Annotated in this window: 24 protein-coding genes; 17 read left to right on the top strand and 7 right to left on the bottom strand. The window is 67.5% G+C overall.

Translation table 11 applies throughout. The features are described from left to right. The first annotated feature begins 1780 nt into the window (after positions 1 to 1780). The 7 genes from ACFWIW_RS24495 to ACFWIW_RS24465 all read left to right on the top strand — a co-directional run bounded on the left by ACFWIW_RS24495 (position 1781) and on the right by ACFWIW_RS24465 (position 9583). Positions 1781 to 2116, top strand: coding sequence for a lactococcin 972 family bacteriocin (locus tag ACFWIW_RS24495; protein ID WP_378370566.1), 336 nt, complete (start codon positions 1781 to 1783; stop codon positions 2114 to 2116). Positions 2117 to 2302: 186 nt separating this feature from the next. Further along, positions 2303 to 3289 (top strand): hypothetical protein, encoded by a 987-nt coding sequence (locus ACFWIW_RS24490; RefSeq protein WP_378370565.1) that lies wholly within the window; start codon positions 2303 to 2305, stop codon positions 3287 to 3289. Continuing rightward, positions 3286 to 4617 (top strand): hypothetical protein, encoded by a 1332-nt coding sequence (locus tag ACFWIW_RS24485; protein ID WP_378370564.1) that lies wholly within the window; start codon positions 3286 to 3288, stop codon positions 4615 to 4617. Before ACFWIW_RS24490 ends, ACFWIW_RS24485 begins: the two co-directional genes overlap by 4 nt. Further along, positions 4617 to 5273 (top strand): ABC transporter ATP-binding protein, encoded by a 657-nt coding sequence (locus ACFWIW_RS24480; protein WP_378370563.1) that lies wholly within the window; start codon positions 4617 to 4619, stop codon positions 5271 to 5273. The genes ACFWIW_RS24485 and ACFWIW_RS24480 overlap by 1 nt, the downstream gene beginning before the upstream one ends. Before the next feature lie 292 nt (positions 5274 to 5565). Further along, on the top strand, positions 5566 to 7674 hold the full coding sequence (locus ACFWIW_RS24475; RefSeq protein ID WP_378370562.1) for a hypothetical protein: 2109 nt from the start codon (positions 5566 to 5568) through the stop codon (positions 7672 to 7674). A gap of 423 nt (positions 7675 to 8097) precedes the next feature. Continuing rightward, positions 8098 to 8466 carry a hypothetical protein gene (locus tag ACFWIW_RS24470; protein ID WP_378370561.1) on the top strand — a complete coding sequence of 123 codons (369 nt, stop codon included), beginning with the start codon at positions 8098 to 8100 and terminating at the stop codon, positions 8464 to 8466. An 844-nt stretch (positions 8467 to 9310) separates the two neighbouring features. Continuing rightward, positions 9311 to 9583, top strand: coding sequence for an anti-sigma factor antagonist (locus tag ACFWIW_RS24465; protein WP_378370560.1), 273 nt, complete (start codon positions 9311 to 9313; stop codon positions 9581 to 9583). A 555-nt stretch (positions 9584 to 10138) separates the two neighbouring features. Here the strand turns inward: ACFWIW_RS24465 and ACFWIW_RS24460 are convergent. From ACFWIW_RS24460 to ACFWIW_RS24450, 3 genes are all read right to left on the bottom strand, one after another. After that, positions 10139 to 10327, bottom strand: a complete 189-nt coding sequence (locus ACFWIW_RS24460) for a hypothetical protein (RefSeq protein ID WP_378370559.1) — start codon at positions 10325 to 10327, stop codon at positions 10139 to 10141. 224 nt (positions 10328 to 10551) lie between these two features. Continuing rightward, entirely contained in the window at positions 10552 to 11313 is a 762-nt protein-coding gene (locus ACFWIW_RS24455) for a GAF and ANTAR domain-containing protein (RefSeq protein WP_378370558.1), read from the bottom strand. Positions 11314 to 11403: 90 nt separating this feature from the next. Beyond that, complete coding sequence (locus ACFWIW_RS24450) at positions 11404 to 12240, bottom strand: Acg family FMN-binding oxidoreductase (protein ID WP_378370557.1); 837 nt, start codon at positions 12238 to 12240, stop codon at positions 11404 to 11406. 247 nt (positions 12241 to 12487) lie between these two features. Between ACFWIW_RS24450 and ppk2 the strand changes: the two genes are divergently transcribed. From ppk2 to ACFWIW_RS24435, 3 genes are all read left to right on the top strand, one after another. Then, on the top strand, positions 12488 to 13306 hold the full coding sequence (gene ppk2 / locus ACFWIW_RS24445; protein ID WP_378370556.1) for a polyphosphate kinase 2: 819 nt from the start codon (positions 12488 to 12490) through the stop codon (positions 13304 to 13306). Further along, a complete protein-coding gene (locus ACFWIW_RS24440; protein ID WP_378370555.1) occupies positions 13303 to 14436 on the top strand; it encodes a CHAD domain-containing protein in 1134 nt (377 codons plus the stop codon). The genes ppk2 and ACFWIW_RS24440 overlap by 4 nt, the downstream gene beginning before the upstream one ends. Positions 14437 to 14517: 81 nt before the next feature. Beyond that, complete coding sequence (locus tag ACFWIW_RS24435; RefSeq protein ID WP_378370554.1) at positions 14518 to 14994, top strand: DUF6292 family protein; 477 nt, start codon at positions 14518 to 14520, stop codon at positions 14992 to 14994. Here the strand turns inward: ACFWIW_RS24435 and ACFWIW_RS24430 are convergent. Together ACFWIW_RS24430 and ACFWIW_RS24425 are read right to left on the bottom strand one after the other, a co-directional pair. Further along, positions 14972 to 15622 (bottom strand): hypothetical protein, encoded by a 651-nt coding sequence (locus tag ACFWIW_RS24430; protein WP_378370553.1) that lies wholly within the window; start codon positions 15620 to 15622, stop codon positions 14972 to 14974. The two genes, ACFWIW_RS24435 and ACFWIW_RS24430, sit on opposite strands and share 23 nt — an antisense overlap. Beyond that, positions 15619 to 15912 carry a DUF4342 domain-containing protein gene (locus ACFWIW_RS24425; protein ID WP_378370552.1) on the bottom strand — a complete coding sequence of 98 codons (294 nt, stop codon included), beginning with the start codon at positions 15910 to 15912 and terminating at the stop codon, positions 15619 to 15621. The genes ACFWIW_RS24430 and ACFWIW_RS24425 overlap by 4 nt, the downstream gene beginning before the upstream one ends. Positions 15913 to 16045: 133 nt before the next feature. On the opposite strand from ACFWIW_RS24425, the gene ACFWIW_RS24420 reads away from it, so the two are divergent. Next, the gene (locus tag ACFWIW_RS24420) at positions 16046 to 17047 is read left to right on the top strand and encodes a zinc-binding alcohol dehydrogenase family protein (protein WP_378370614.1); all 1002 of its coding nucleotides are present in this window, start codon (positions 16046 to 16048) and stop codon (positions 17045 to 17047) included. A gap of 12 nt (positions 17048 to 17059) precedes the next feature. On the opposite strand, the gene ACFWIW_RS24415 is transcribed toward ACFWIW_RS24420, so the two are convergent. Together ACFWIW_RS24415 and gap are read right to left on the bottom strand one after the other, a co-directional pair. Further along, positions 17060 to 18016, bottom strand: a complete 957-nt coding sequence (locus tag ACFWIW_RS24415; RefSeq protein WP_378370551.1) for a DUF3048 domain-containing protein — start codon at positions 18014 to 18016, stop codon at positions 17060 to 17062. A gap of 96 nt (positions 18017 to 18112) precedes the next feature. Then, positions 18113 to 19132 (bottom strand): type I glyceraldehyde-3-phosphate dehydrogenase, encoded by a 1020-nt coding sequence (gene gap / locus ACFWIW_RS24410; RefSeq protein ID WP_378370550.1) that lies wholly within the window; start codon positions 19130 to 19132, stop codon positions 18113 to 18115. A gap of 203 nt (positions 19133 to 19335) precedes the next feature. Here gap and ACFWIW_RS24405 point away from each other — a divergent pair, with 203 nt between their 5' ends. From ACFWIW_RS24405 to ACFWIW_RS24380, 6 genes are read left to right on the top strand one after another with little or no spacing between them, the layout of a single operon-like run. Continuing rightward, positions 19336 to 19872 (top strand): flavodoxin domain-containing protein, encoded by a 537-nt coding sequence (locus ACFWIW_RS24405; RefSeq protein WP_378370549.1) that lies wholly within the window; start codon positions 19336 to 19338, stop codon positions 19870 to 19872. Beyond that, positions 19856 to 20770 carry a universal stress protein gene (locus ACFWIW_RS24400; protein ID WP_378370548.1) on the top strand — a complete coding sequence of 305 codons (915 nt, stop codon included), beginning with the start codon at positions 19856 to 19858 and terminating at the stop codon, positions 20768 to 20770. The genes ACFWIW_RS24405 and ACFWIW_RS24400 overlap by 17 nt, the downstream gene beginning before the upstream one ends. Before the next feature lie 10 nt (positions 20771 to 20780). After that, positions 20781 to 21386 (top strand): HPP family protein, encoded by a 606-nt coding sequence (locus ACFWIW_RS24395; RefSeq protein WP_378370547.1) that lies wholly within the window; start codon positions 20781 to 20783, stop codon positions 21384 to 21386. Continuing rightward, positions 21383 to 22282 carry a universal stress protein gene (locus tag ACFWIW_RS24390; RefSeq protein ID WP_378370546.1) on the top strand — a complete coding sequence of 300 codons (900 nt, stop codon included), beginning with the start codon at positions 21383 to 21385 and terminating at the stop codon, positions 22280 to 22282. Before ACFWIW_RS24395 ends, ACFWIW_RS24390 begins: the two co-directional genes overlap by 4 nt. Beyond that, on the top strand, positions 22279 to 24666 hold the full coding sequence (locus ACFWIW_RS24385; protein WP_378370545.1) for a phosphoketolase: 2388 nt from the start codon (positions 22279 to 22281) through the stop codon (positions 24664 to 24666). Before ACFWIW_RS24390 ends, ACFWIW_RS24385 begins: the two co-directional genes overlap by 4 nt. A 31-nt stretch (positions 24667 to 24697) precedes the next feature. Further along, on the top strand, positions 24698 to 25105 hold the full coding sequence (locus ACFWIW_RS24380; RefSeq protein WP_378370544.1) for an Hsp20/alpha crystallin family protein: 408 nt from the start codon (positions 24698 to 24700) through the stop codon (positions 25103 to 25105). Positions 25106 to 25141: the final 36 nt, after the last annotated feature.

Below are 25141 nucleotides of genomic sequence, written 5' to 3'. Positions count from 1 at the left end.
AAAGGCACGGTGCGTTCGTCTCGGTATTCACCTCAACGGGTTTGAGTTGAATCGAGGCGTTTGCGGAGCCTGGCCCGGCGGGCAGGTTCGAGGATCAACGTGGTAGTGCCCCGAGCGACCCGGCTGGTGGCGGCGATGCCGCCGAGTGTCACGGATTCAGCCGGTGTCGATTCAGTTGGCATGCATCGCCGACGCCCCGCCTGTCCTAGCTCGAACTGTTGAATGTCACTTCGCGGCTCCAAACCTCGTACTCAGGCTGGCAGCACGACGAAAATCAGAGACGAGGGAGCTTCAGCAACGCGGTCCGGCATTCCGGCGTCGGCCGGATCACCGTCAGCGTGGAGGCCGGACATGAGCTCGTCATCGAAGTGACGGACAACGGTGTCAGCATTTCCGGGAGGGGGCGGCTAAGCGGACTGGCTAACCTGTCCCAGCGTGCCCTGCGATGCGGCGAGACGATGGAGATCACTCCGGTCACCGGTGGCGGCAGCCGGGTGCTTGTGGCACGTGCCTTCTACATCGCCCAGGCCGAGGTGACCGTCGGCGAAGCCGGGCAGTGGCGCGACCCACGCAGGGAACGAGCACCAATGCGGCGGGATCCGGGCATCGAACGACTGAATGTCGGTGCCCTGCCAAGTTGCATGTGTACCCCTTCGCCGTGGCCGGTTTCGTTGGCGGGTACGGAGAATCAACGGGCGCCGATGTCAGGGGCGTCGAAGGAGGCGTCGACTGTGGAGGTGTCGGCGTTCGGCGGGTCAACTGCATGCAGGTTCTGCGTGCCATACCTCGAGCCGCACGGCAGCCGTGATGGTCCATTCACTGGACGGCTGAAGAACGATGGTGTTGGGGTTGTGGCGGCCCAGCCAGTGCCGCTGCTGGGAGGAGTTGAGAGGCGAGGCCGGGACGCTCGTCTGGGACGCCGGGGCTGGAAGCTCTAGCACTCCACAGGCGCGGAAACGGCCAAAAGGGAAGGTCTCAGCTCGATGCGACTACTGAAAAAGTTGAAAAATTAAGACCAGACCGCCATTGCATGAGTCTAGTTCTGGACCGGGCAACTGCCCTAGAACCTCTTGTGAACGCATTTCGATCCGGTCTGGCAGTTCAACGTAAAGCCGAATAACTTTCGGTATCCTCGCCTTTATGGTGCCCGTGCTGGTATCCTGCGCGGGTTTCGCTTCAGGTCATGTTGTGGGCGCGGAGTCGGCGTCGTAATCAGTCGGCGGATACGGCGCGTCGAGCGATCAGTGTGGTGGGGTCATATGCCCAAGTAGACCGTGGGTGTCGATGAGCAAGGGGGCTGTCTCTGCGATCCGACGCTGAAGTCGGCGACATCGCGTAGCGGGGTTGTCGGACCCTTCGGCTCTCGTGGGATGTCCATGCCTTGGCAGTCAGTGGACATTTGCGGGCCGGCAGGACATTGATCTGGTTGTTCGATCGATCGGGTGAACGTGGCGACAGAGTGCTTGTTGGTCGATATGCGTGTTGGTACGTTGATTGGTGATGATCTGATGAGGGTCATCGAAGCCGGAGGGGGCTAACGGGGGCTATTTCTTTTTGTGGCGGCGCGCGTGCTGAATCTGCCGTGTGTCTGCTCGGCTATCGATTGCAGTTCCCCCAGTGGTTTCGCCGGTTGTGGTTTCTGGCGGGCTGGGAATTCGTGACAGTGGCGGCCTGCTGTGAATGTGATGTGTCGTGAGTGATCGGCTCGGCCATCACAAAAGTGGTCGATTAGGGGAGGATTGAGATAGTCATGTCAACTATTAAGGTCAAGGCTGCGAAAATGGCTTCGGTCGCTTCGCTGGCGCTTTTCATGACCGCGGGGGTTACGTCGGTCGCGCAGGCGGCTCCGAGCAGCGGGGCAGAGGCTGCCGGGACTGTGTCGATCCAGGGCTGTGAGAACGTGGGCGGCGGGTCGTGGTGCCACGGAACTCAGCCGGACGGCGCGCTCAAGCAGTGCTACTCGAACTACATCCACAATCGCAACTACCACAGCGCGACCGCGGCGATGGCGGGTGGGACCAGCAAGCGTTACGCCAACCCGGGTTACTGGGCCAAAGCCGCCGTCACGGCGGGCTGGGCGTACACATGCAACACCTACTACAACCCCAACGCCTGATCCGGTCGTGAGGTGACCCGGAGCAAGTGGTGAACCGGTACCGGGCCCGGCGAATGTCCGGCCCGGTACCGGTTTCGGCGAGGGGAACCGTCCAGATCGACGGGCATGTCCAAGCGGCAGGGTGAGCGTGACGAGTGGTCCGCCGGTTTGCGACGTGTATGTGCGTGACGAGGAGAGCGAGCATCGGTGCGGCTGACCCTCATCATCCTGTTCATGGGAGTTCTCCTCGCCATTCCAGCGGTGGTCCTGGCGGATGCGGTCTTCGAGCGGGAGTCGCGAGGGGAGACCGCCGCGTATCGCGTCGGTACTCAGTTCGTCTGGCCGGAGCACCCGCGGGCGGCCGACCCCGAGGCGGCGGTGCGCGTGCTCGCCGAGGCGGCCGTGGCGACCGGTTCGAACGTGTTGCGCACCACCGTGAGCACTCCCCGGTCCGGGCAGAAGCGCATCAGGCACTACGTCTTACTGGGGCGTGATGGCACTGCCTTGTGCGACGGGTTCGTTCTCGCGGAGGGGCGCTGGTTGAGCCCGGTCGAGTCGCGCGATAGCACGGCGACCGTTTCCTCGGTGCGAGCTGGTGAGCGGGACAACGTGGGGGTGCCTGCGGTCTTCGGTGACCGGTACGAACTTACGTTCGCGCCGCTGCGGCGCGGGTTGGATTCCTTGCCCAGCCCGGGGAGGTATGTGGTCGAATCCCTGGACAGTGCCGCTACCGGCCGTTTCCTTGCGATCGTGCACCAGCGGCTGATCGAGGCGGGGGTCGATGGGCTGACCATCGCGGATCTCACGCCCGAGAACGCCAGGGTTCCCGTTGAAGGCAGTGGGTACCTGGAGGTCCTGGCGTACATCCTCGCCGGTGTGGCCACGCTGGTCATCGCCTTTATCCTTCTGCGCGAGGGAAAGCGAATCGGTGTGCTGCGATTGGTCGGGTTCCCCGCGCTGCGAATCTGGTACAAGGTCGTGGGGCGATTGCAATTCGCCTCGTTCTTCACCGGACTGGTTGGTTGCTTGGCTGTCTCACTCGCCGTCCCCGGGGGCGACACCTTGTTCCTGCGCGCACTCGCGATCACACTCGGCCAAGTCGCAGCGGTCACGCTCGTGGCCACACTGGGAGTCGGGCTGATCATCATCAATCGCGTACGAGTCTCCGACCTCATCAAAGGAAGCCTGCAGTGAACGATCAGATGCGGAGCGCCGGCCACAAGCGAAACCGTTCCTCGCTCGGAGCTGCGGTCGCGGTGCCGGCCGTGGCAAAAGCCGTGTGCGGTGTGGTGCTGGCCGTCTTGATCGTGGTGGTGTGGCAACAGTTCGCCGACTTGGCCGAGCGGCAGAAGTCAATGGCTCCTTGGGAGAACGTCCAGAACTATGCGATCTTCCACCCGCGCCTCATCGGGGACGATCAGCAAGAGCTGGAAATCGGCGGCAACGCTTCGACGATCGCGGAGGCGCGTGGCCTGTATCCCGTCCTCGACAAGGCGGGCGCGCTGTACATCGACTCCGTCAACTATCAAGCCGGCGCACCGAGCGACCCGTCGTCGCCTTGGCCGGTGCCGCCCATCCGCGTGAACAGCAACTACCTGAAGGAATACCCGATTCTGGATGAATCGCGGAAGCGGATCGATGTTGCGGATGACGAACAGGCATGGGTGGTCGCCGTGCCCGAGCAGTTCAAGGCGCGTGAAACCGAGCTCAAGGAGCTGTTCCGGGAAATGCGAACCGGAGGACCCGGGATCACCGGCGTCATGGAGGCGGAGAGGCGTATAGCCGGCGAAAACGCGCCGGAGCGGTTCGCCGACCAGCAGGTCCGCATCATCTGGACGGCTTCGGGGCAGGATGTGTTCAGCTTCGACCCCAAGGTCAACCCCCGTCAGGGGAACATGATCACTGACCCCATCGTCGAGGTCATGACGCCCGCGAACAGCCTGACGGTGGATCGGCTGAACGCCATCACCGGCGAACTGGACACCGGGCTGAAAGTCCGCGTCGACGGTGACCCCGCGGCCATGCTCACCACATTCACCCCGCTGCTGCGGGAGCTCAAGCTCGACGACAACCTGCCGCGCTTGGTGAGCGTGCACGACGCCATGGGCACGCAGCTCCACGAGTTGCGCAGCGCTGCGACGCAGGCCATCGCGTTCGCTGGAGGCGCGCTGCTCGTCATGGTCGTCCTGAACGCGACGGCAGTGGTCATCGGCTCCGATCGGTTACGGAGACGACTCACCGTGCGCAGGCTCCACGGCATCGGTGTCACCCGGTCCTACCGGGAGTTGCTCGTCGTGCTGGGCGGGGCGTGGCTGGTGCAGAGCCTCGTTGCCGCCGTCGTGGTCGTGTGGCTGGCAACGCAGACGACGTCGATGCCGGGCGTCGAGGCGAATCCGTACGCCCAGTTGCCGAAACTGCTGGTCGTGGCGCTCGCGTCGTTGGTGGTCGAGGCTCTGCTCGTGGTCGTGACCGCACGCCTCGTGGAACGCCGGAACGCGGTCAAGCGATTGAAGGAGCTGTAGTGGTGGGATTCTGTTGCGAACTCCTGGGATTGCGCAAACAGTATGGCGCGCGCCGGGTCCTGGACGGCTTCGACCTCCGCGTCGAGGCGGGCGAGTTCATCGCGCTCACCGGTGCGAGCGGCATGGGGAAGTCCACGGTCCTCAACATGATCGGGTTGCTGGACGCCCCCGACTCCGGCGAAGTCCGGCTGCTCGGTACCAAGGCACCGGGCCCGCACAGTCGCGCCGCTAACCGCCTTCGCCGTACACACCTCGGGTACCTTTTCCAGAACTTCGCACTCATCGACAGCGAGTCGGTCGCACACAACCTCGACATCGCCCTCACCTACGCAGGTCGCGGGACCCCGAAGCGTGAACGAATCGCCGCGGCACTCGCGCAGGTCGGGTTGCCGGGAGCGGAGAACCGCAAGATCTTTTCCCTGTCCGGGGGTGAACAGCAGCGAGTCGCCGTGGCGCGGCTACTGCTCAAGCCGTGCGACATCGTCTTGGCGGACGAACCGACCGGCTCCCTCGACGCTGAAAACCGCGATATCGTCCTCGGGCTACTCCGCGGCCTCAACCAGTCCGGCAAAACCATCATCGTCGCGACGCATGACGATGCCGTAGCCGGTCAAAGTTCGCGGGTAGTGGACGTCGCCTACTCGAAGGTGGCCTAGCGCCCGAAGGGACGAACTTCCCCGCGTAGCGACCCTCAGCCCGACGCTGAAGGCAATGGCCGGCGCGGCCGCGGATGCGTTGCCACCAGTCCGGGTCTAGGTGATGGCCGTGTCATCGAAATTTCATCGCTGCGTACAACTCTGAGTGCCATGCGTAGCTGTGACGTCGGGAACAACGACGGTGGCGGCCGTCGTCGGACAGACGGTTGACCGTGGCCAGCGCAGCTCGAGCGGCGCGGCGAAACCGCCGACGTCGTGCCGGATTTCCCCAGAACCAATGAGGTGAGCATTGATGGCCGACACCGAGCAGCCCGGCCCGGACCGGGTGGCAGTGCCTTTCACCGAGTCCCATTCGGCGACACCCGCCGCCAGCTGGTCGCCACCTGCCGCACCGACGGTGCAGGCCGGGCGGGGCCCGCGACGGCGGTTCGTCGTGATGGGGGTCTGCGCGGCGCTCGTGCTGGCTGTGCTCGTCGGGTTCCTATTGTGGCCGAAGAGCTCCGACGGGACCGGCGTGGCCTCGTCCGTGTCGCCGTCCGAGCTCGGCGCGGTGGCGGCAGAGGCGATCGCCGCCTGGCCGGCGACCGAGGTGTCGATTTCGTATTCCCCGGCCCAAACCGCCACCGACGACAAGCCCGTCACCGAGGCCGAGCTGACGGTCACCGCCGACGGGAAAGCAGCCGGCATGCTGCGCCAGCCCGGCGCGGGGAAGGCGGACGCGGTGTGGTCGGCCGGGAATCTCTACCTCAACGGCGACGCCGAGTTCTGGGCGGTTCAGCAACCGCACCATGCCCATGACCTGTCCGCTGCGGGCCGGTGGGTGAAACCTGAGAAACGCTCCGGCTACTACATGCTCAGTTCATTCGGTCTCGACGCCTCGACGGTCACACCGAAGGCGCTGGCCGAGCTGGTACGGCAGATCACCGCCGACCCGTCCGTACAACGGCACGAATCCCAGCCGGTCGCGGACGGCCACACGGCCACGGCGTACTCGTCGCGTGAGTGGACCGTTCTGATCGAGGACACCACCCCACACACCGTGCTCGCGCTCGGCGGGAACCCCCATACCCGCAACAGCCCGATCCGCCCCGCCTCCACCCAGAGGACCGGCCCGGGGACCGCGATCCCGGCGGTCCACCGGCCGCTGCCCGCCCAGGCGGACGCACCCGACGACCACTACCACAACCCTTACGTGTCGATCAGGCCACAACCGGCCGACCCCGCGAAAGCCGCCGCCGTGCCCACGGCAGTCGACAAAGCCGCGGCTGCGGCCGGTCCTGGTGCCGGTGCGGCCAAGGCCGCCACTGGAGCGGTGGAGCCGCCGAGCTTCAAGATCGACCCGCTGAGCCCGTCGTTGTGCACGACGCCGACTTGCGTGCACACCGTCCAGGTCACCAACTCCGGCGGGCAGCCCGCAGATGCCACCCTCTACACCAACGATCCCGGCTCGACCGGCGCGCCGAACCCGCTGGGCACCCTGCAGCCCGGCGAGTCGCGATCGGTCACCTTCACCCACGGCAACCTCGCGCGCCCCGGCCAGACCGTGAACTATCGCGTGAACGTCTGGGTGTACTCGTCGATGCTGTACGGTCCTGATCCCGAGGTGAGCGAGCGGCTGCGTGCCCGTGGCTTGCAGCCCGACCAGGTGAGCGAGCTTTCCAGCGTCGACGCGCCGCTGCGTCCGGCCGCCACCCGCCTGCTGGACGCGATGACCAAAGCCGTCCCGCCGTCGGACCCGGGGGCCGAGAACATCAACGCCTCCGCGCGGAAAGTGCTCGCCCGTGCCAACCAGGACGGTAAGCTGCCGCTGCTGGAGAAGGTCGTCGGTTCCGGGCGTCTGCAGAACCCCGACGATCTTCGTCGCGTGGTCAGCGAAAACAACACCCTCGGCAAGCACCGCGAACTGGAACACATCACGCATTTGCTGCAAGCCGACCCGACAGCCCAGATCTGGTACAACGGCAAATACACCGCCGCCAACGGCAAGCAGTACAAGGCCGACCTCATCTATACCGGCACCGAGAACGGCACGCCGGTGAGGCGCTGCGTCCAGATCAAGACCGCCGAGAGCGACGGCAAACTGACCTCGAACATGCGCGATGGCGCCGAACAGCTCAATCTTGAAAAAGCGAGTTCCGACGAGGACTGCCCGCCGGACTTCGAACGAGTCCTGCAGATCTACCTCGAACCCAAGGTGGGACCGGGCCTGCACGACGGTACCCGGGCGGCCATCGAGGAGTACTTCAAAAACAAACGGCGCCTGCAGGCCCGCCGGAACCTGTGCAAACCCGACGGGACCAGCCGCGTGGACCGGCTCGTCATCGTCAACGCCACCGGCACACACCAGTGGACCGATCTGCAGAAGGACCTCGACGTCCCTTGTGCTCCGGGGGCCCGGTAGCCACCCGCCGCACGGCCGCCACCGGACGGGCCGCCGACAATTTTCGCAGGCTTCTGATAGCACTGTTTTCGGATAACTGTGCCCCCACGAGCCTGTGCCGTGTCGGACACCAGGCCCGCGACGGTGGGTGGTATCCCGGTGCCTGTCGGTCGACAGGCACCGGGATACCTTTCCGCTCGGCGACGCGGTGCCTGACTCGGCCTTGTCGGCGAACCTCGCGGCTGGTGACAATGCACCCAGGATCTCTTCCGCCGCAGCAGAATCGCGATCGACTGTGTTCAGCGAGTCGCATGACCACAGGCTGGTCGCGGCACCGTGACCACCGGAAACGCTGAGATCATGCCACACTCAACAATTTCTTCGCCGATTTCTCAGTGCGTCTGTTCTTGAAACAGACCGTAGGGTTTGGGGATAGTTACGGCCATGGGACGCAATGACAATGACGGCTGGACCGTAGAGACGTCACCCGATGGAAGTCTTAGTCGTTGGAGGGTCGATCCGAGCAAGGTCGCCTGGTTCGAAAGCTGCCAAGGTGACTTCTTCTCCGACCAGCAACTGGCCGCCCTTGCCGAGGATGCTCGTGTCCGGAAGATGACACGGCTCGAGTACCTCAGCTGGGTGTGCAGGTTGCCCACCTCAGAACTGCATAAGTACCGCGACCGGGTCATCGCCGGCGACGGTGGGCCGAACTTGCCCGTGTTGTACGACGCGTGGTTGACCGCGCAGAGCGTGGTGCGGGATGTTCAGATACTCTTCCGGGGCTTGCCAGGCCAACCAGACAAATGGGCGTGAACCGGGGTTGCCGCCGAGTCTGAGCAGCGATCTAACCCCGCCGGGACGAGTTCGCGCAATCGGCGGGACGCAGAAGGTACTGATTGAAGGCAGTGTCCAGCTCTCGGCCACCGCGGGTTGCCTTCATCCCTTCGCCGCCAAGCCCGGCGACTTCCTGGTAACCGGGACTACCGCAGCCGGGTTGGGCTGATGCTGTGGTCAGCGCTCATGTCGCGGTTTTGATCCCGATCTACCAACCATGGCTGGCCCCGGCAGCGAGGGGGGAGGAACTGCCGGGGCCAACTTGTTCGAAGTCGCCGTCGAAGGGGCGGCCGTTACATCGTCTCTATTTGACGCCGAGCCCGCTGCTATCTCGGAGGCTCGGTCGTCCGAGGTAGCCGTGCCGCAATGTGCCAAGGCCGGGAGCCCATTCGCCATTGGGGTTAGCTGAGCTCGCACGGGCCAACTTGGACAAGCCGGCCCGTGTGAGGCTCGCGTATCGGGGCTAATGCTTGCGGGACAGCAGGGCAGCGGGAAGGCGAGTAATGACGATTGCCCGGCCGAGCAGCACCGGCACCCGGGTTCGGACCCCGCCTGGCCTTGGCGTCGTCCGCGGGACCTGATCGGCCACGGCGTGTGGGCGCGATGGCGAGACGCGCGAGAATCGGCCTGGTTGACGGAAAGGGCGGGGCCGATGCTTGCCGGCGGCCGATTCATGCAGGGCGTCGTCGATGGTGGGGCGGGCCTGCGATGGCTACGACCTGAACCGCAGACGTTCGGCCGCTGGGGAGCCATCGGTCGGAGTTTGAGCGTTCGGTGCGTTGATCTGGGATGATCGAGGGGCGACTAGAGAAGGGCACGACCTGTGCAGGCGACAACCGATCCGCATGACGGGCACTCCTCGCTCACCGGCGGCGTCTCGCAGACTGGCGACATCGTGGCGGCCACGGTGATCGTCACCGCGACCGAGGAGCTCGCCGATGCCCGTCGGCTCGAAGAACTGCTTGCGCCGGCCATGTGCTCGGCGGGCGCAGTGGTGGTGGATTTGTCCGCGGTCGCCTACCTGAGTATGGAAGCCGTCGTGCCGCTGCTGGCGCTGGTCCGCGACTGTGCGGCCAGGCAGCGACGCTGCGGGTGACAGCCTCGGCCGCGGCCCGGCGGAAATTGGCGACGCTCGGATTGGAAAGCTCGATCCCCTGGGAGCCCCTGCCCGGTGAGGAATCGCCGGGTGAGGTAGGGCGCGTAGTGGCCGACCCAACCGAGTAGTGCCGACCCGGTGCGTTGCCGAGCCAAGCCAAGGACGTACAGGCCGTCTACCAGCGTGCTCCCGCCGTCGTGGCATAGCCGTCCGCCGTTGAGCGGGGGCCGGAATATGAACCCAGGTGTGGTCTTGGCAGAAGCCGGTCGCTCACACGGCGATTTGACAGTGCGCCTGGAGCGGCCGTGACCGGAAGGCGATGCCGTGCCGGGGACTCGCGGGTGTTCCCGGCGGTGGCGCCCTTTACGGATCGAGGAGCCGGCGCTCCAGCAGACTATGGGCACCGGGACGAAGGCATGCCTCGATATCTGAGTCGCGAGGAGCTTCCGGCCGGCAGAACAGAAAAGTTCTCTCGGAGCCCGAGCTGCGGCAGCTTCTTGCCGGCCCGCAGGGTCAGGACTGGCTGACCGATCACACGCTGAGGCGCGCGAGCGCCTATCCCGACTGGACACTTCCGAGGTCACGGTCCGCTACGACGCGTTCGCGAACGAGGATCGCCCAATAGTCATCGATCTCGTCGAAGTACTTTCCCCTGCCGGTGTCCGGGTGTTCTTCGACGGGCACATCGCGCCCGGCGAGCGGTGGCAGGAGGTCCTCGACGACCGGCTCGGCGTAACCGGACATACCGCCAGCCGACGACCCGTCGGCGGGGCCCTGTCGTTGCACCGCACAGAAAGGCCTGGCGAACCTGCCCGCACATCGCCGCGCAGCTTTAGATCCGCGCCGTCCTCTTCACCACCGCCAGCATGGGGGTGCTGTGTGCGAGGTTGGGTCCGGGCTGGGCGGGTAGCCCGTCGGAGGGCTGTCACCGCGTCCGCGGCGCGGTGGTGGTCAAGGCCTCCGGGTTTCTATCCCGAGTGACCCGGGGGCCGCCCATCAGAGGTGGCGGTGGTGTTGGCGTCGTCGACGACCCAGGCGGCGACGTCGTGCAGTTTTATGTTGGTGTGCTGGGAAGTTTCGACCAGCATGGCGAACGCCTGATCGTCGGTGCGCTGGTGGCGCTGCATCAGGATCCCTTTCGCGGTGGCGATCACGTCCCGGGTCTGCAACGCGGTCTTGAGCTGTGATTGTTTGCGGATGCCGGCCAACGCGACCGCCGCGTGCGTGGCGAACAGTTCCCCGGTGACCTCGGCGTCCTCGTCGAACGCGTCGCGTTCGGTGGAGTAGAGGTTCAGAGAGCCGAGGGTGGTGGAGGTGGTGAACAACCGGAACGCCACCATGGACACGATCCCCAAATCCGCGCCGGCGGGCGCGAACGTCGGCCACCGGGTCGTCTCCGCGCCCAGATGGCCGGTGCGGAAGGTGTCGTGCTCGATGATCGCGTCCACGCACGGCCCTTCCCCTGCGGCGTACTGTGCCGCGTCGACCTGGCCGACCAGGTCGTCCGAGGGTGCGACCGAGCGCAGCTTGCCGTCCTCGATGAGGCTGATCCCGGCGTACTGGACCCCCGCCACCGTGGGCATGACAGCGGCCACGATGCCCTCGAGAGTGCGGTCGAGGTCAGGCTCGTCCTCCAACGACCGCGCAACCCGGCTCAGCGCGTGCGCCACCCCGGCCAGCGCTTCGTGCTCGTCGTCCACTGGCGAGGTCTCGGTCTGATCGTTGCTCACCGCGTCAGTCTGCCCGATCCGGACTCGCGCAGTACACGCTGGAGCGAACGCGGCACGCGGAAGAGGACGTTCGTGGTGAAACAGGCATGCTCAGCAAACCTGCTGAGCCCGGGTGCAGGGCAGCTCCAGTGGCTCCGTGACCAGGCAGGACGCGAGGTTCAGCCGGGTCGCCGTCAGCACTACGGCGCTGGCGGCCTCACCTGCTCGTAGCCTGTCGAGCGGAGTGTCGTCCGCGGTCGACAGTACGGTCAGTGCGGCGCCATCGTGGGCGTCGGTGTCGGTGAGCAGGGCGTTGGAGAAGTCTCGGACCAGCGGCGCAGCGGTGGTCAGGACGGCGTTTCGTGCGGGTACGCCGTCTGCTGCGTACCGCCGTCCGCTCCAGGACGCGAGTTCGAGTCCGTAGTCCGGGTCGGCCCGGTGCAGGTCCCGAGCCTCCACCGCGGCGGCCGTCAACGCCGAACGCTGTGGGGCACCGTCCAGGAATCGCAACATCGCGTCGTGGACTGTCGCGCTTCGTACGAGACGGTTCTCCGCCCAGGCCGTCAACGGCCGAGTGGCATACCGGCGGCGATCCGTTCGGCGGCGGGGTATCGCCGTGGCCAGCGCGATGTCCTCTTCACGCGGTTCACGAGGAAAGAGTTCGATCCGGGCCAGCAGGTCAGGATCGGGCATTCGGTCGACGCGGGCGGCCCAGCCGAGCGCGGCGGCCGCGGTCGTGAAGTGATGGAGCACGCACCCGCAGCTGATGAGCAGATCGCGGCCCTCGGGGTCGGCCTGCCGCAGCCTGCGGCCCGTGTCCGCGCGCAGCTCGATCGTGCGGCCGCTGAACCGCCAGTCCCAAGGTTGGCTGTTGTGCACCGAGGGCGCGCGTACTGCCAGTGCGATGGCCGCCCTCACCGTGTACGCGTCGGGCAGGTTATGGTCCATCGCTTTCCTCCTCGGATCGAACTGCTTCTCATGCTCACCGTCTGCGAGTCGCGGTCACAGGGGCGAACGACCCCACTGGGCATGACGGAGCCGAGGGCCCTTTGGCCCTTTCGCTACGGCAACCGTCCATAGTGGAGACGATGTCCGGACGAGAGTCGGATGTCTCTGGTCACTCATGACCAAAGACCTCTCCACCGTCGACGTACGGCCGAATCCCGATGCCGCCTGGATACCTACCGTTGAGGGCATGGCCAGCAAGGGCAAGGCGCGGATTCCGCGCGTGGTGTACGAACGGGAACTGCTGCGGTTGCAGGCCGAGCTGGTCAAGCTTCAGGAGTGGGTGCGGCACGAGGGCGCCCGGCTGGTGGTGGTGTTCGAGGGCAGGGACGCGGCGGGGAAGGGCAGCACGATCAAGCGGGTCACCGAACATCTGAATCCGCGCGTCGTGCGGATCGCGGCTCTGCCGAAGCCTGCCGATCGTGAACGGACGCAGTGGTATTTCCAGCGCTACATCGAGTACCTGCCCGCGGCCGGTGAGATCGTGCTGTTCGACCGCAGCTGGTACAACCGTGCCGGGGTCGAGCGGGTGATGGGTTTCTGCACTCCCGAAGAGCACCAGCGGTTCCTTCAGCAGTGCCCCATCTTCGAGCGGCTGTTGATCGACGACGGCATTCTCTTGCGTAAGTACTGGTTCTCGGTCAGCCGGGACGAGCAGGAGCGGCGGTTCCGAAGCCGGATCGACGATCCGATGCGCCGCTGGAAACTCTCCGCGATGGACCTGCGGTCCGTGACGCAATGGGAGGAGTATTCGCGGGCGAAGGACGACATGTTCGTGCATACCGATACCACCGAGTCTCCTTGGTACGTGGTCGAAAGCGAGGAGAAGCGGCGTGGGCGGCTCAACATGATCGCGCACCTTCTCTCGAGCGTGCCCTATCACGACGTCGTCCATGAGGCGGTTTCGCTCCCCTCGCGTCCGGAATCGAACGGCTACTGCCGTCCCGACCGGCTGCTGCAGACCTACGTCCCGGACCACGCGGCGACCTTGAAGGAGGTAAGTCCATGAGCGCGACCGCCGCGACCGCACCCGATACCGTGTACTTCGACACGGCTTCCCTGCGCCTGCTCAGAAATGACCTGACGTTGAGTGTCGACAACGGATCGTGGTGCCTCGCAACGCCGGACGGGCTGATTCACTTCGCCGGTTCGGACCTCGCCGTCCCGCCGGCCCTTTCCCGGCTGGTTCGTGCGTATACCCGTGATAACGACCTGGTGGCCGTCGCGCGCGTCGGCGACGGCGGGACGACCGGACTTCACGCGGTGCTCGATCACCGGATCGCGCGATCGCCCCGACCTCCGGATGACTCCGCACGGGGAGTGGTCCTTCGCTACGTGCGCGCGCAGATCGCGGCCCTCGCCGCCGCGGATCTGGCCGCGCGGCAGGACAAACCGGACGCGGTGCATCGGATGCGGGTGGCCACCCGGCGGCTGCGCGGCGTCTTTTCCGCCTATGCCCGGGTGCTGGGCGGCCGGAAACTCCTCAAGGCTCTGGGTGACGAATTGCGCTGGCTCGGCGGGGAACTCGGCCCGGCGCGGGACATCGAGGTCCAGTGGGCACGTTCACGGCCTTGGGCCGGGGAGCGGACGAACGCCTGCTTCGCCGTCCTCTCGGAGGAGGCGCGCGAGCGGGTTCGGTGCGCGCTCGACGGCCGTCGGTACCTGCAGTTGCTGACCGCCTTGGACGTCCTTGAGGTGGTGCTGAGCGAGAGGCCCCGGCAGCAGTGGCCCAAAGCGGCCCGGCGACCCGCCGAGCGGGTACTTCCTCAACTGGCTCGCGCGGTGGCCGAAAAAGTCGACGCTCGCGTGTCCCGGGTCGACGCGCGACCGGCCGGTCCGGAACGTGACCGCGCCGTTCACGGTGTACGAAAAGCGGCCAAGCGGCTACGGTACGCGCTGGAAGCGGGCGCCGAGGCGCTGCCGGTCGATGCCAAGCCGGCACTGCGTGCCTTCCAGGACCTTCTCGGCGAATTCCAAGACGCGGTCGTCGCCCGCGAGCTCTTGGGTGCCTTGGAGGTCGCGGACGGTACCCACGCGGCGGTGCGGGCGCAGGAGACGGCCAACGCCGATCGATGCGTGGCCGCGCTGCCGGAGGCCTGGCGCGATCTCCGCCGTGCACTTCGTCCGTTATGGACTTAGCACCGACGTCGGGAGGGACGAAAGTCCTTCGTCTGGCGAGGCCGGTCCGAAGTGGCCGGTGAAGCTCAGACTCGACGGAGGGTGGTTTCCCTGCTGACCGGAATCGAACTCGATCACGACCTGCGGTGCGGGCTGGCGGGCTACCTGGTCGCGGTGACCGCCGCGGTGGGAGTGGCGAAGGAGTCCTGGGCCATGGATCTCGATCACCCCGCGTCCGCCTATATCGCCCTGGACCAGCGGTTACCCCGTCAGCCGGAGCGCGACACAGCCCTGCAGTGGGACGAGCGCCATGGCTGGGCCTTCGCCATGGAGACCCAGTCCGGAGAGGACCTGCTGGTGCTCGCCTACTTCGAAGGCGAACTCGTGCCCTCACCGGACACGGTCGGCCGATCCGTGACCGCGATCCAAACCACCGGTGGCGCCTCCGCCACCCCTGTCCCGCCGGAGCCGCGAGCCGATCGCGACCACGTGAGGGCTCGGCTGCCGCGGTACCGGCGCGACATCTGGGCCGCGACGGCACCGCGCAGTCACTTGGTCATTTCTCCGGGGTGTTCGTGACTTCGACGCCGCCGAAGATCGCGGTCCCGTTCACGGCGAGTACCGGGGCGTCCGCCGGGAGGTCGCCGGTGCTGTCGGTCTTGTCCTCGAGACCGCCCATGAACGGCAGGCCGCCGAGTGAGATCCGCCAGCCCCGCGGTACCAGGACTTTGACGCCGCCGAACAAGGCGAAGGCGTCCACGGTCGCTCCCTCGTCGATCCGGGCTTGACGAAGGTCGAGCGTCGAACCGCCGAAGATCGCCGATACGTCGGTGTGCCGCAGGTGGCGGGACTGTTCCCTGGTGGTCGCTCCACCGAACATCACGAGCGGCGTCCTGGTGCCGTGCTCCCGGCGCAGTCCGGCGAGCACGGCGAATCCCGCCACCGCCAGCAGGACGGGCCACCACAGGCCGCCTTCGGCCAGGTCCAGGGTGCCCGCGAGCAGGACGAGCCCGATCACCGTCACGGCGGCCGGTCCGATCGACATCCGCCGCTGGGACAGCATCGCGACGATGCCGAGGCCGACCAAGGAGGCCGGCCACCACGCGCTGAGCAAGCCGCCGGTCTCGAGGGCGCCGGTCGCGTCGAGGATTCCCAACACGCCCAGGGCGACCAAGATCAGCCCGACCCAGACGCGAACGGGTTTCACGACGGCTTCTCTTCCGACGCCGGGTCGCCGCGGCGTTCGACCGCGATGGACCAGGGGCCCGCGAGCGCGGTGATCGCGCCGGCCGCGGTCACGACCGGTGCGAAAACCGCGGCGACCAGGCCGGCGTTCACAGGGACATCGAGGATCACCCGCTCCTGGGGGTCCTTGACGACGATGCGCCGGACGTTGCCCTCGCGAACGAGCCGTTGCACCTTCTCGGTGAACACTTCGCTCGGCTTCTTCGGTGCCGCGGATTCGGTCACTTGCCGGTCTTCCTTCTGCACGGTCATGGTTTCTCTCCCTTCCGTGTCCACGGTGAGGCTTCGGCTCGCCGGGCGGCAGTGACCTTCGGTCCTTCCCCGTGGCCGAAAGGCGGATGATCCTGGACGGAGGACTTTCCGACGGAGGAGGCCGTTCGTGAAGATGCGCGCATGGCGGGTCACCCGGCCCGGGCCGATGGCCTCGAACCCGCTCGACTGGGCGGAGGTGCCGGCCCCGCGGCCGGCCGCGGGTGAGGTGCTGGTCAAGGTGCTGGTGTGCGGGGTGTGCCGGACCGATCTGCACGTCGCCGAGGGAGACCTGCCGGTCCATCGGGCGAGGGTGATTCCGGGTCACGAGGTCGTCGGTGAGGTGGTCGCCGCGGGTGAGGGAGTCTCGGGCTTCGCCGCAGGCGACCGGGTCGGAATCGCTTGGCTACGTGAAACCTGCGGCCGGTGCCGATACTGCCTTCGCGGCCGGGAGAACCTGTGCCCGGAGTCGCGTTACACCGGTTGGGACGACGACGGGGGATACGCCGAATTCGCGGTCGTACCGGCCGCTTACGCGCTTCCGCTGCCCGATGGGTACACCGACGACGAGCTCGCGCCCTTGTTGTGCGCCGGCCTGATCGGGTATCACGCGCTGGAGCGGGCGCAAGTACCCGAAGGTGGACGTTTGGGGATCTACGGATTCGGTGGAAGCGCCCATCTGACCGCCCAGGTGGCGATCGCTCGCGGCGCCACCGTGCACGTGATGACCCGCAGCGAGGAAGCCAGGAAGCTGGCTTTGGCGCTCGGGGCGGCCTCTGCGGTCGCGGCCGCCGAACCGCCGCCCGAGCCCTTGGACTCGGCGATCCTGTTCGCACCTGTCGGCGAACTGGTCCCGCCCGCCCTCGAAGCTCTCGATCGGGGTGGGACGCTGGCACTCGCCGGGATCCATCTCTCCGACATCCCGTCACTGAACTATCAGCGGCACCTCTTCCAGGAACGTCAGGTGCGCAGCGTCACGGCGAACACGCGCGCCGAGGCGCGGGAGTTCCTGGCGTTCGCGGGTGCCCACCGCCTCGAGGTGAGCACGGTGCCGTACCCACTGGACGAGGCGGATCGGGCGCTCACGGACCTGGCGGCGGACCGGGTCAACGGCGCGGCCGTGCTGCGGGTCGGCTGACCGCCGCGCCGGTCACGCTGGAACGAGCAGGATCCACAAAGGACCATCGGACACCGGAAGTGGCTGCCCGGACGTGGTCGTGAACCGGGTCGGCGCCGTTGCCGTCGCACGGCTCCAGCTACCCGCGAACCGCTGCCCGTCCCGCCACATCGTCGCCTTCCCGGTGCCGACGGTCTGGGCGATGGGGGAGTTGGGCACCGTGCCGGTCTCCCCGCGTTCGCCGAGCCGGACGGCGACCCGTTGCTCGACGATCGTCGCCGCGCCGGCCTTGCCGCCGTCCACCGAGGTGAGTGGCGAGCCGTCCAGACCGATCAGGTATCGGCCGATGTCCGGGGACCAGGTGAACGTGAAAGCGGCCGCCGGGTAGCGGATCGCCGCGGTGGCGGTCGCCGTGCCGGATCCGGGTGCGGCGCCTGCGGCGGGAAAAGCGTCTTGCGGCGCGACCTCGCCGTCGGGGACCTGTTGCGGGCGAAGGTAGAGATTGTGCGGTGACGGCCGGGAGTCGTCGCGGAAGTACGCGTCCGGGATTTCCGTGGGCGAAGCGCTCGTGAGTGAAGCCGAACGCAGAGACGGCAGCAGCTCCGGCGCGGCGCCGGAATAGGCGAGAGCGGGGCGCCCGAATTGGGCCAGCAGGCCGAGGTCGGTGGCTCGCGCACTGCGCACCGGGCCGATCACCGCGGGCGGGCGGCCCTGGTAGAGGGCGAGCAGCCGGGTCAGCCCGCCCTCGACAGGTTCCACGTACACGAGGTCCGCGGCGCTCAGACCGGTCTGCGGGCGGGCGGCGGCCACGTTGTCGATCTTGACGGCCAGTACCGATCGGCGATCAGGCGCGGCGGCTTCGCTGGACGACGGCGCCGGATCCGGGGCGGTCCCGTTCGTCGGACCGGACAGTTCCCGCACGACCAGGACCACTGCGACGACGAGCGCCGCCGCTCCCGCCGTCGACGCGATCCACCAGGACTTCTTCATGAGGATCGGCCCCTTCCCTTCGTCCGGCTCGACGCCGGCGCCCGACGATCGACCAGTGTGCCCCGGTGGGAGCCGCATGGCCTCATCGAGAACCAGTCATCGCGGCGGCAGGCTGCGTGCGATCAGCTCGACCAGTTCCACCGTGCGGGTGGCGTAGCCCCATTCGTTGTCGTACCAGCCGAAGACCTTCGCCAGATGCGAGTCGGTCTTGGTCAGTGGAGCGTCGAACACGCACGAAGCGGGGTCGCCGATGATGTCGCGCGACACCACGGGTGCTTCCGTGTAACGCAGGATCCCCTTGAGGGCACCGTCCGAAGCCTCGGCGAACACGTGGTTGACCTGCTCCGCGGTCACCGGGCGCTCGAGTTCGACGGTGAGGTCGGTCAGCGACCCGTCCTCGACCGGCACGCGCACGGCGACCCCGTCGAGTCTGCCCGCCAGTTCCGGGATCACCAGCCCGATCGCCTTGGCGGCGCCGGTGCTGGTGGGTACCACGTTGACCGCCGCCGAGCGGGCCCGGCGCGGGTCCTTGTGCGGACGGTCCAGCAGCGCTTGATCGCCGGTGTAGCTGTGGATGGTGGTGAGCAGGCCGCGCCGGATGCCGAAAGCGGAGTGCAGCACCTTCACCATCGGCGCGACACAGTTGGTCGTGCACGACGCGTTGGAAACGATGTGGTGGTTTTCGGCGTCGTAGTCACCTTCGTTGACGCCCAGCACGATCGTCGCGTCGACGTCCTTGCCCGGCGCGGAGATCACGACCTTCCTGGCACCGGCTTCCAGATGCGCGCCGGCGGCTTCACGAGTCCGGAACTTGCCGGTGGACTCGACGACCACGTCGACGCCGTACTCGCCCCACGGCAGCCGGGCCGGATCGGCCTCCGCCTTGACCTGGATCAGGTGGTCGCCGACGCGGAGCGCTTCGCCGTCGACGATTTCGACCGGTGTCCGGAGCCTTCCGTACGTGGAATCGTGGACCAGCAGATGCGCCAGCATCTCGGGCGAGGTGATGTCGTTGACCGCCACCACTTCGATCGGGCTTTCCGGCGGCTCCAGCACGCAGCGCAGGATGTCCCGCCCGATCCTGCCGAAGCCGTTGATGCCGAGCCGTACCGTCATGATCGTCTCCCTAGTCGTCCTTCGGTCCACCGATGATCTGGTCGGCATCGAGGGCGTCGTAGAGACGAAGGTCCTCCCTCGAACCGGCTAACGGCCACCCGCCGATCAAGCCGGGACTGTGGGCCCGGACGGCCGGGACTTCGGTCTCTCCTCCGGGGCTCCTCACTGGTCGAAGCTGGGAACAGACCAGACAGGAGAGCCAAATGAAAATCCTCGTAGCGGCGGCCAGCCGCCACGGCGGGACCTGGGAGATCGCGGAGGAGATCGGCCGCGCCCTCGCTTCGGAGCTGCGCGGATACGCGGTCGTGCGGGTGTCTCGGGCCGAGGATGTCGCGGCGGTCGAAGAGTTCGACGTCGTTCTGCTGGGCAGCGGCGTGTACCTCGGGCAGTGGATCGAGGCGGCGCGAAACGTCGTCGGCGAGCACGCCCGGATCCTCAGGTCCAAGAAGGTGTGGCTGTTCTCCAGCGGCCCGGTGGGGACGCCGCCGAAGCCCGCGGAGGATCCGGTGGACGTGACCCGGCTGATGACGCTCTCCGGCGCCCTCGGGCACGCGGTGTTCCCGGGCCGGATCGAGCGGAGTCTGCTGCGGTTCGCCGAACGAGCGGTCGTGACGGCGCTTCGGGTCGAAGACGGTGACTTCCGGGATTGGCCGGCGGTGCGGGCCTGGGCGGGCGAAGTCGCCGCCGCCTTGAAGCCTGCCCGGACAAGAGAGGTGAGTGGGCATGTCGAGCGTGGCTGAAGGCGCTGTCGTCGTGGGGATCGACGGTTCGGGGTCCGCCCGGCGGGCCGCGGTGTGGGCGGCGGGAGAGGCAGCGAAGAGAGGGAAACGGCTTCGGCTGGTGCACGTGTACACGGTTCCGCCGGTGAGGATGCCCGGGGTGGTGCCGTCCGCCGACGCGATCCGATCGGCGTTCGAGGCACAGGGAGCGCGATGGCTCGCCGAAGCTTGCGAAGCGGTGGCCGCGCGCCATCCGGACCTGGTCGTCGAGACCGCGGCGCGCGAATGGGCACCGGTGGCCGCACTGATCCAGGAATCGAAGACGGCGACCCTGATCGTGCTGGGCTCGCGCGGCCTTGGCGGCTTCACCGGTCTGCTGGTCGGATCGACGGCGGTGGCGTTGGCGCAGCACGGTCATTGCCCGATCGTCGTCGCGAGAGGGAAACGCCCGGAAGACGTCCCACCGGAGACCGGTCCCGTCGTCGTGGGCACGGACGGCTCTGAGTCGAGTGACGCCGCTTTGGCCTTCGCTTTCGAGGAAGCGTCGCTCCGTGGCGCGGATTTGATCGTGGTGCGGGTGTGGAACGAGGTCACCGACCACGAGTCGGTGCGGGCGCACGCCTTGGCGGTGGACCCGGGCACGGTCGAGCCGGCGGAGCGGCGAGCGGTCGACGAACAACTCGCGCCCTGGCTGGCCAAGTTCCCGGACCTGAGCGTCGAGACGGTGGTCGCCCGCGGCCGCCCGGTTCGTGCCCTGCTCGGTTTCGGCGAACGTGCCCAGCTGCTGGTCGTCGGGTCGCGAGGTCGCGGCGGGTTCCAGGGGATGTTGCTCGGTTCGACGAGCCAGGCGCTCGTCGCGCATTCGGAATGCCCGGTGGCGGTCGTCCGTCCGGCTTCGAACGGACGAGAAAGCGAGTGAGGAGCGCACCATGCGAGCACGGGATCTGATGTCCGCGCCGGTCGTCACGGTGACGCCCGGGACCACCGCGAAACACGCGGCCGAACTGCTGGCGGAGAAGGGTTTCACCGCGCTGCCGGTGGTGGACGAGGACGACCGGCTGATCGGCATCGTCACCGAGGCGGATCTCATCCGGAACCGGTTCCCGCACGACATGCGTTCGGGACCGGACCATGAGGCACGCCCGAGGCCGGGGCTGACCGTCGCCCAGGTGATGACGTCACCGGCCACGGGAATGAGCACCGGTGCGGACGCCGCCGATGTCGGCCGGGCTCTGCTCGACGGGCGTATTCGCGCGATGCCCATCGTGGACGGTTCCCGGGTGGTCGGGATCCTCACACGAGGCGACTTCGTGCGTGCCTTCGCCCGTTCCGACGAGGCGATCGCGGCGGACGTCCGCCACCATCTGGCGATCTACGGCGGCCCGGGCCGGTGGACGGTCGAGGCGCGCGACGGGTTCGTGCGGGTCGGCGATGCCTACGACAACGACACCGATCGTCATGTGGCCAAGCTGCTCGCCGAGGCGATTCCGGGTGTGGTGGAAGCGAAAGTGACCTATCAGGAGGACGAACGATGAACGCGCCGGACCGGAAGATCGTCGTGGGGGTGGACGGGACAGAGCCGGGACGGGCCGCCGTCCGGTGGGCCGCCGCCGTCGCGGAAGAACGGCTGCTGAAGATGCTCGTCGTACACGCGCTTCGCGTCGACAGGCTGGCCTATGGAGCCGGATTGGCCGGCCCCACTCCCTGGTACGACGTGCTGGCCGAGGAAGGTCAGCGGGTTTTGGACGAGGCCGTCTCGGAAGCCCGTTCGGTGGCTCCCGGAGTGGACGTGGACACGCGGATGCCGGCTGACTCGCCGGTGCCCACCTTGATCGACGCGTCGAAGGCGGCGGCGATGGTGGTCGTCGGCGGCACCGGGAAGGGCTTCTTCGGCGAGATGACGATCGGTTCGACGGCGTCGGCGGTCGTCGCCCACGCCCACTGTCCCGTGGTGGTCATGCGTGGCCGGAAGAACACGACCGCGTATCCGGCGGAAGGGCCGATCGTGGTGGGAATCGACGGCAGTCCGCTGAGCGAGCGCGCACTGGAGATCGCCTTCGAAGAGGCCGCGTGGCGGAAGGCCGACCTCGTCGTGGTCCACGCCTGGCGGGACGTCACCTATGACGACGCCTACGGCATGGCACGGCTCGTCGTGCAGTGGGAATCGATCGAGGACGAGGAACGCCGCCTGCTGGCGCAGCGGCTCGCGGGCTGGCAGGAGAAGTACCCGGACGTGAAGGTCGAGCGGGTCCTCGTCCAGGACCGGCCGAGGCATGCCCTGCTGGAGTGGAGTGCCAAGGCTCAGCTGGTGGTCGTGGGCAGTCGGGGGAGGGGCGGGTTCACCGGTCAGGTGCTCGGTTCGACCAGCCAGGCGCTCGCACACCACGCGGAATGCCCGGTGATGGTGGTCCGGCCGGAGAAGTCGCGGTGACCGTTCTCGGCGCACCCCCGGCACCCGCGGTGCTGACCCCGGTCGAGCTGTCCCAAGTGGACGCTCAGTGGCGGGCGGCGAACTATCTCGCCGCCTGCCAGATCTACCTGATGGACAATCCGCTGCTCGAAATGCCGCTCGAACCGGAGCACGTGAAGCCGCGCCTGCTCGGTCATTGGGGTACGTCTCCGGGGCTGAACTTCGTGTACGCCCACCTCAACCGGGCCATCGTGCGGCGGAACCTGAACGCCATGTTCGTGACCGGACCCGGCCACGGCGGTCCGGCGCTGTACGCGAACACGTGGCTCGAAGGCAGCTACTCGGAGGCGTGGCCGGAGGTCCCCTACGACAAGGGCGGCCTGCGGACGCTGTTCCGGCAGTTCTCCTTCCCCGGCGGGGTGCCCAGTCATGTCGCGCCACAGGTCCCGGGGTCGATCCACGAGGGCGGCGAGCTCGGCTACTCGCTCGCGCACGCCTACGGTGCCGCGTTCGACAACCCGCACCTCGTCGTCGGTTGCGTCATTGGCGACGGTGAGGCCGAAACCGGCCCGCTGGCGACGAGCTGGCATTCGGGCAGATTCCTCAATCCCGTCCGTGACGGTGCGGTGCTGCCGATCCTGCATCTCAACGGGTACAAGATCGCCAACCCGACCGTGCTTTCGCGGATCAGCGGAACCGAGCTCGACGAGCTGCTGCGCGGCTACGGATATGCCCCGCGTTACGTCGAAGGCGACGATCCGACGGTCATGCACCAGGCCATGGCCGCGGCGCTGGACGGGGTGCTGGACGAGATCGACGGAATCCAGGTGCGGGCCCGAGCCGCGGGCAGGCAGGCGGGGCCGGTCAGCTGGCCGATGATCGTGCTGCGCAGCCCCAAGGGCTGGACCGGACCCTCCACTGTGGATGGAAAACGGGTCGAGGGGACTTGGCGGTCGCACCAGGTACCGGTACCGGACGCGCGCGGGAACCCAGAGCATCTGCGGCAGCTGGAGGAATGGCTGCGCTCCTATCGCCCCGAACTGCTCTTCGACGAGGACGGCAGGCCCACGTCCGAGGTCACCGCCCTGATCCCGCGCGGTGAGCTCCGGATGGGTTCGTCACCGCACGCCAACGGCGGTCTCGTGCTGCGGCCCTTGGACCTGCCGGAGGTGTCGCCGCATGCGATCCCGCTCGTCCGGCCGGGCGGCGCGGTCGCGGAACCGACGCGCGTGCTCGGGCGCTGGCTGCGGGACGTGTTCGCGCTGAACCGAAAGGCCGCGAACTTCCGGCTGTTCGGCCCGGACGAGACCGCCTCCAACCGGCTCGACGCGGTGTTCGACGTGACCGCCAAGACCTGGCTGTGCGCGACCGAACCCGTCGACGAGCACCTCGCCGCGGAGGGCCGGGTCATGGAGGTGCTCTCGGAACACCTCTGCCAAGGCTGGCTCGAAGGCTACCTGCTGTCGGGACGCCACGGGCTTTTCTCCTGCTACGAGGCGTTCGTGCACATCGTCGACTCGATGCTCAACCAGCACGTCAAGTGGCTCAAGGTGCATCAGGGGATCCCGTGGCGGCGGCCGGTCGCGTCCCTGACGTACCTGCTGACCTCGCACGTCTGGAGGCAGGACCACAACGGCTTCTCGCATCAGGATCCGGGCTTCGTCGACCATGTCGCCAACAAGAGCCCGGAAGTCGTGCGGGTCTATCTGCCGCCGGACGCGAACACCCTGCTGTGGGTCGCTGAGCACTGCCTGCGCAGCCGGGACTACGTCAACGTGATCGTCGCGGGGAAGAACGACAGCCCCGTCTGGCTCGACACCGAAGAGGCCGCGGTGCACTGCGCGCGCGGCGCCGGGATCTGGGAATGGGCGGGCGCCCATCCGGACCGGGAACCGGACATCGTCCTCGCCTGTGCCGGTGACGCACCGACGGTCGAGGTGCTCGCGGCGGCCAAGCTGTTGCGGGAATTCCTGCCCGACCTCGCGGTCCGGGTCGTGAACGTGGTCGACCTCATGCGCCTGCAACCCGCCGCGGAACACCCGCACGGGATGACCGACCGCGAGTTCGACGCGCTGTTCACCACCGACCGGCCGGTGATCTTCGCCTATCACGGCTATCCCTGGCTGATCCACCGGCTGGCCTACCGGCGAGCGAACCACGACGGCATGCACGTGCGCGGGTACATCGAGCACGGAACCACGACGACACCGTTCGACATGCTGGTGCGCAACAACATGGACCGCTTCCAGCTCGTGACCGACGTGATCGACCGGGTGCCCGGACTGCTCGCCCGGGCCGGCGCCGTCCGGCAACGGATGACGGACGCGCGTGAACGGCACCGCAGATGGATCGTCGAACACGGCGAGGATCTCCCCGAAGTCCGAGAGTGGGCTTGGGAAGCGTGACGGATCGACAAAAGAGAAAGGAAGTACGGACATGACAACTCTCGTACCCGGTTCCCGGCTGACCCTGCCCAGCATCGCGGCCTGGCTGGAGAATCCGTGGCCGTTCGCCGAACACAACCCGGTGCGCATCGAAGAGTCCGTCGAGGACGGCAAGTACCTCGTCCGGGCCGAGCTGCCCGGATTCGACCCGGAAAAGAACATCTCGGTCACCGCGCACGAGGGCCTGCTGACGATCACCGCCGAGCGCGAGGCGAGGACCGCGGAGCACGGTCGCAGTGAGTTCTACTACGGCAAGTTCAGCCGGACCGTCTCGCTTCCCTCCGGTGCGAAGACGGCGAAGATCACCGCGGCCTACAAGGACGGAATCCTGGAAATCTCCATGCCGGTCGAGGACAAGCCGCAGGAGAAGCAGGTCAAGATCGAGGTCGGCAAGGGCTGACCTTCTCCGGCCGGGCGGGCGCGCCGACCCCAGGGC

Source organism: Amycolatopsis sp. NPDC058340 (assembly GCF_042723975.1).
Lineage (GTDB): Bacteria > Actinomycetota > Actinomycetes > Mycobacteriales > Pseudonocardiaceae > Amycolatopsis.
This window is presented reverse-complemented; position numbering and strand designations above follow the sequence as displayed.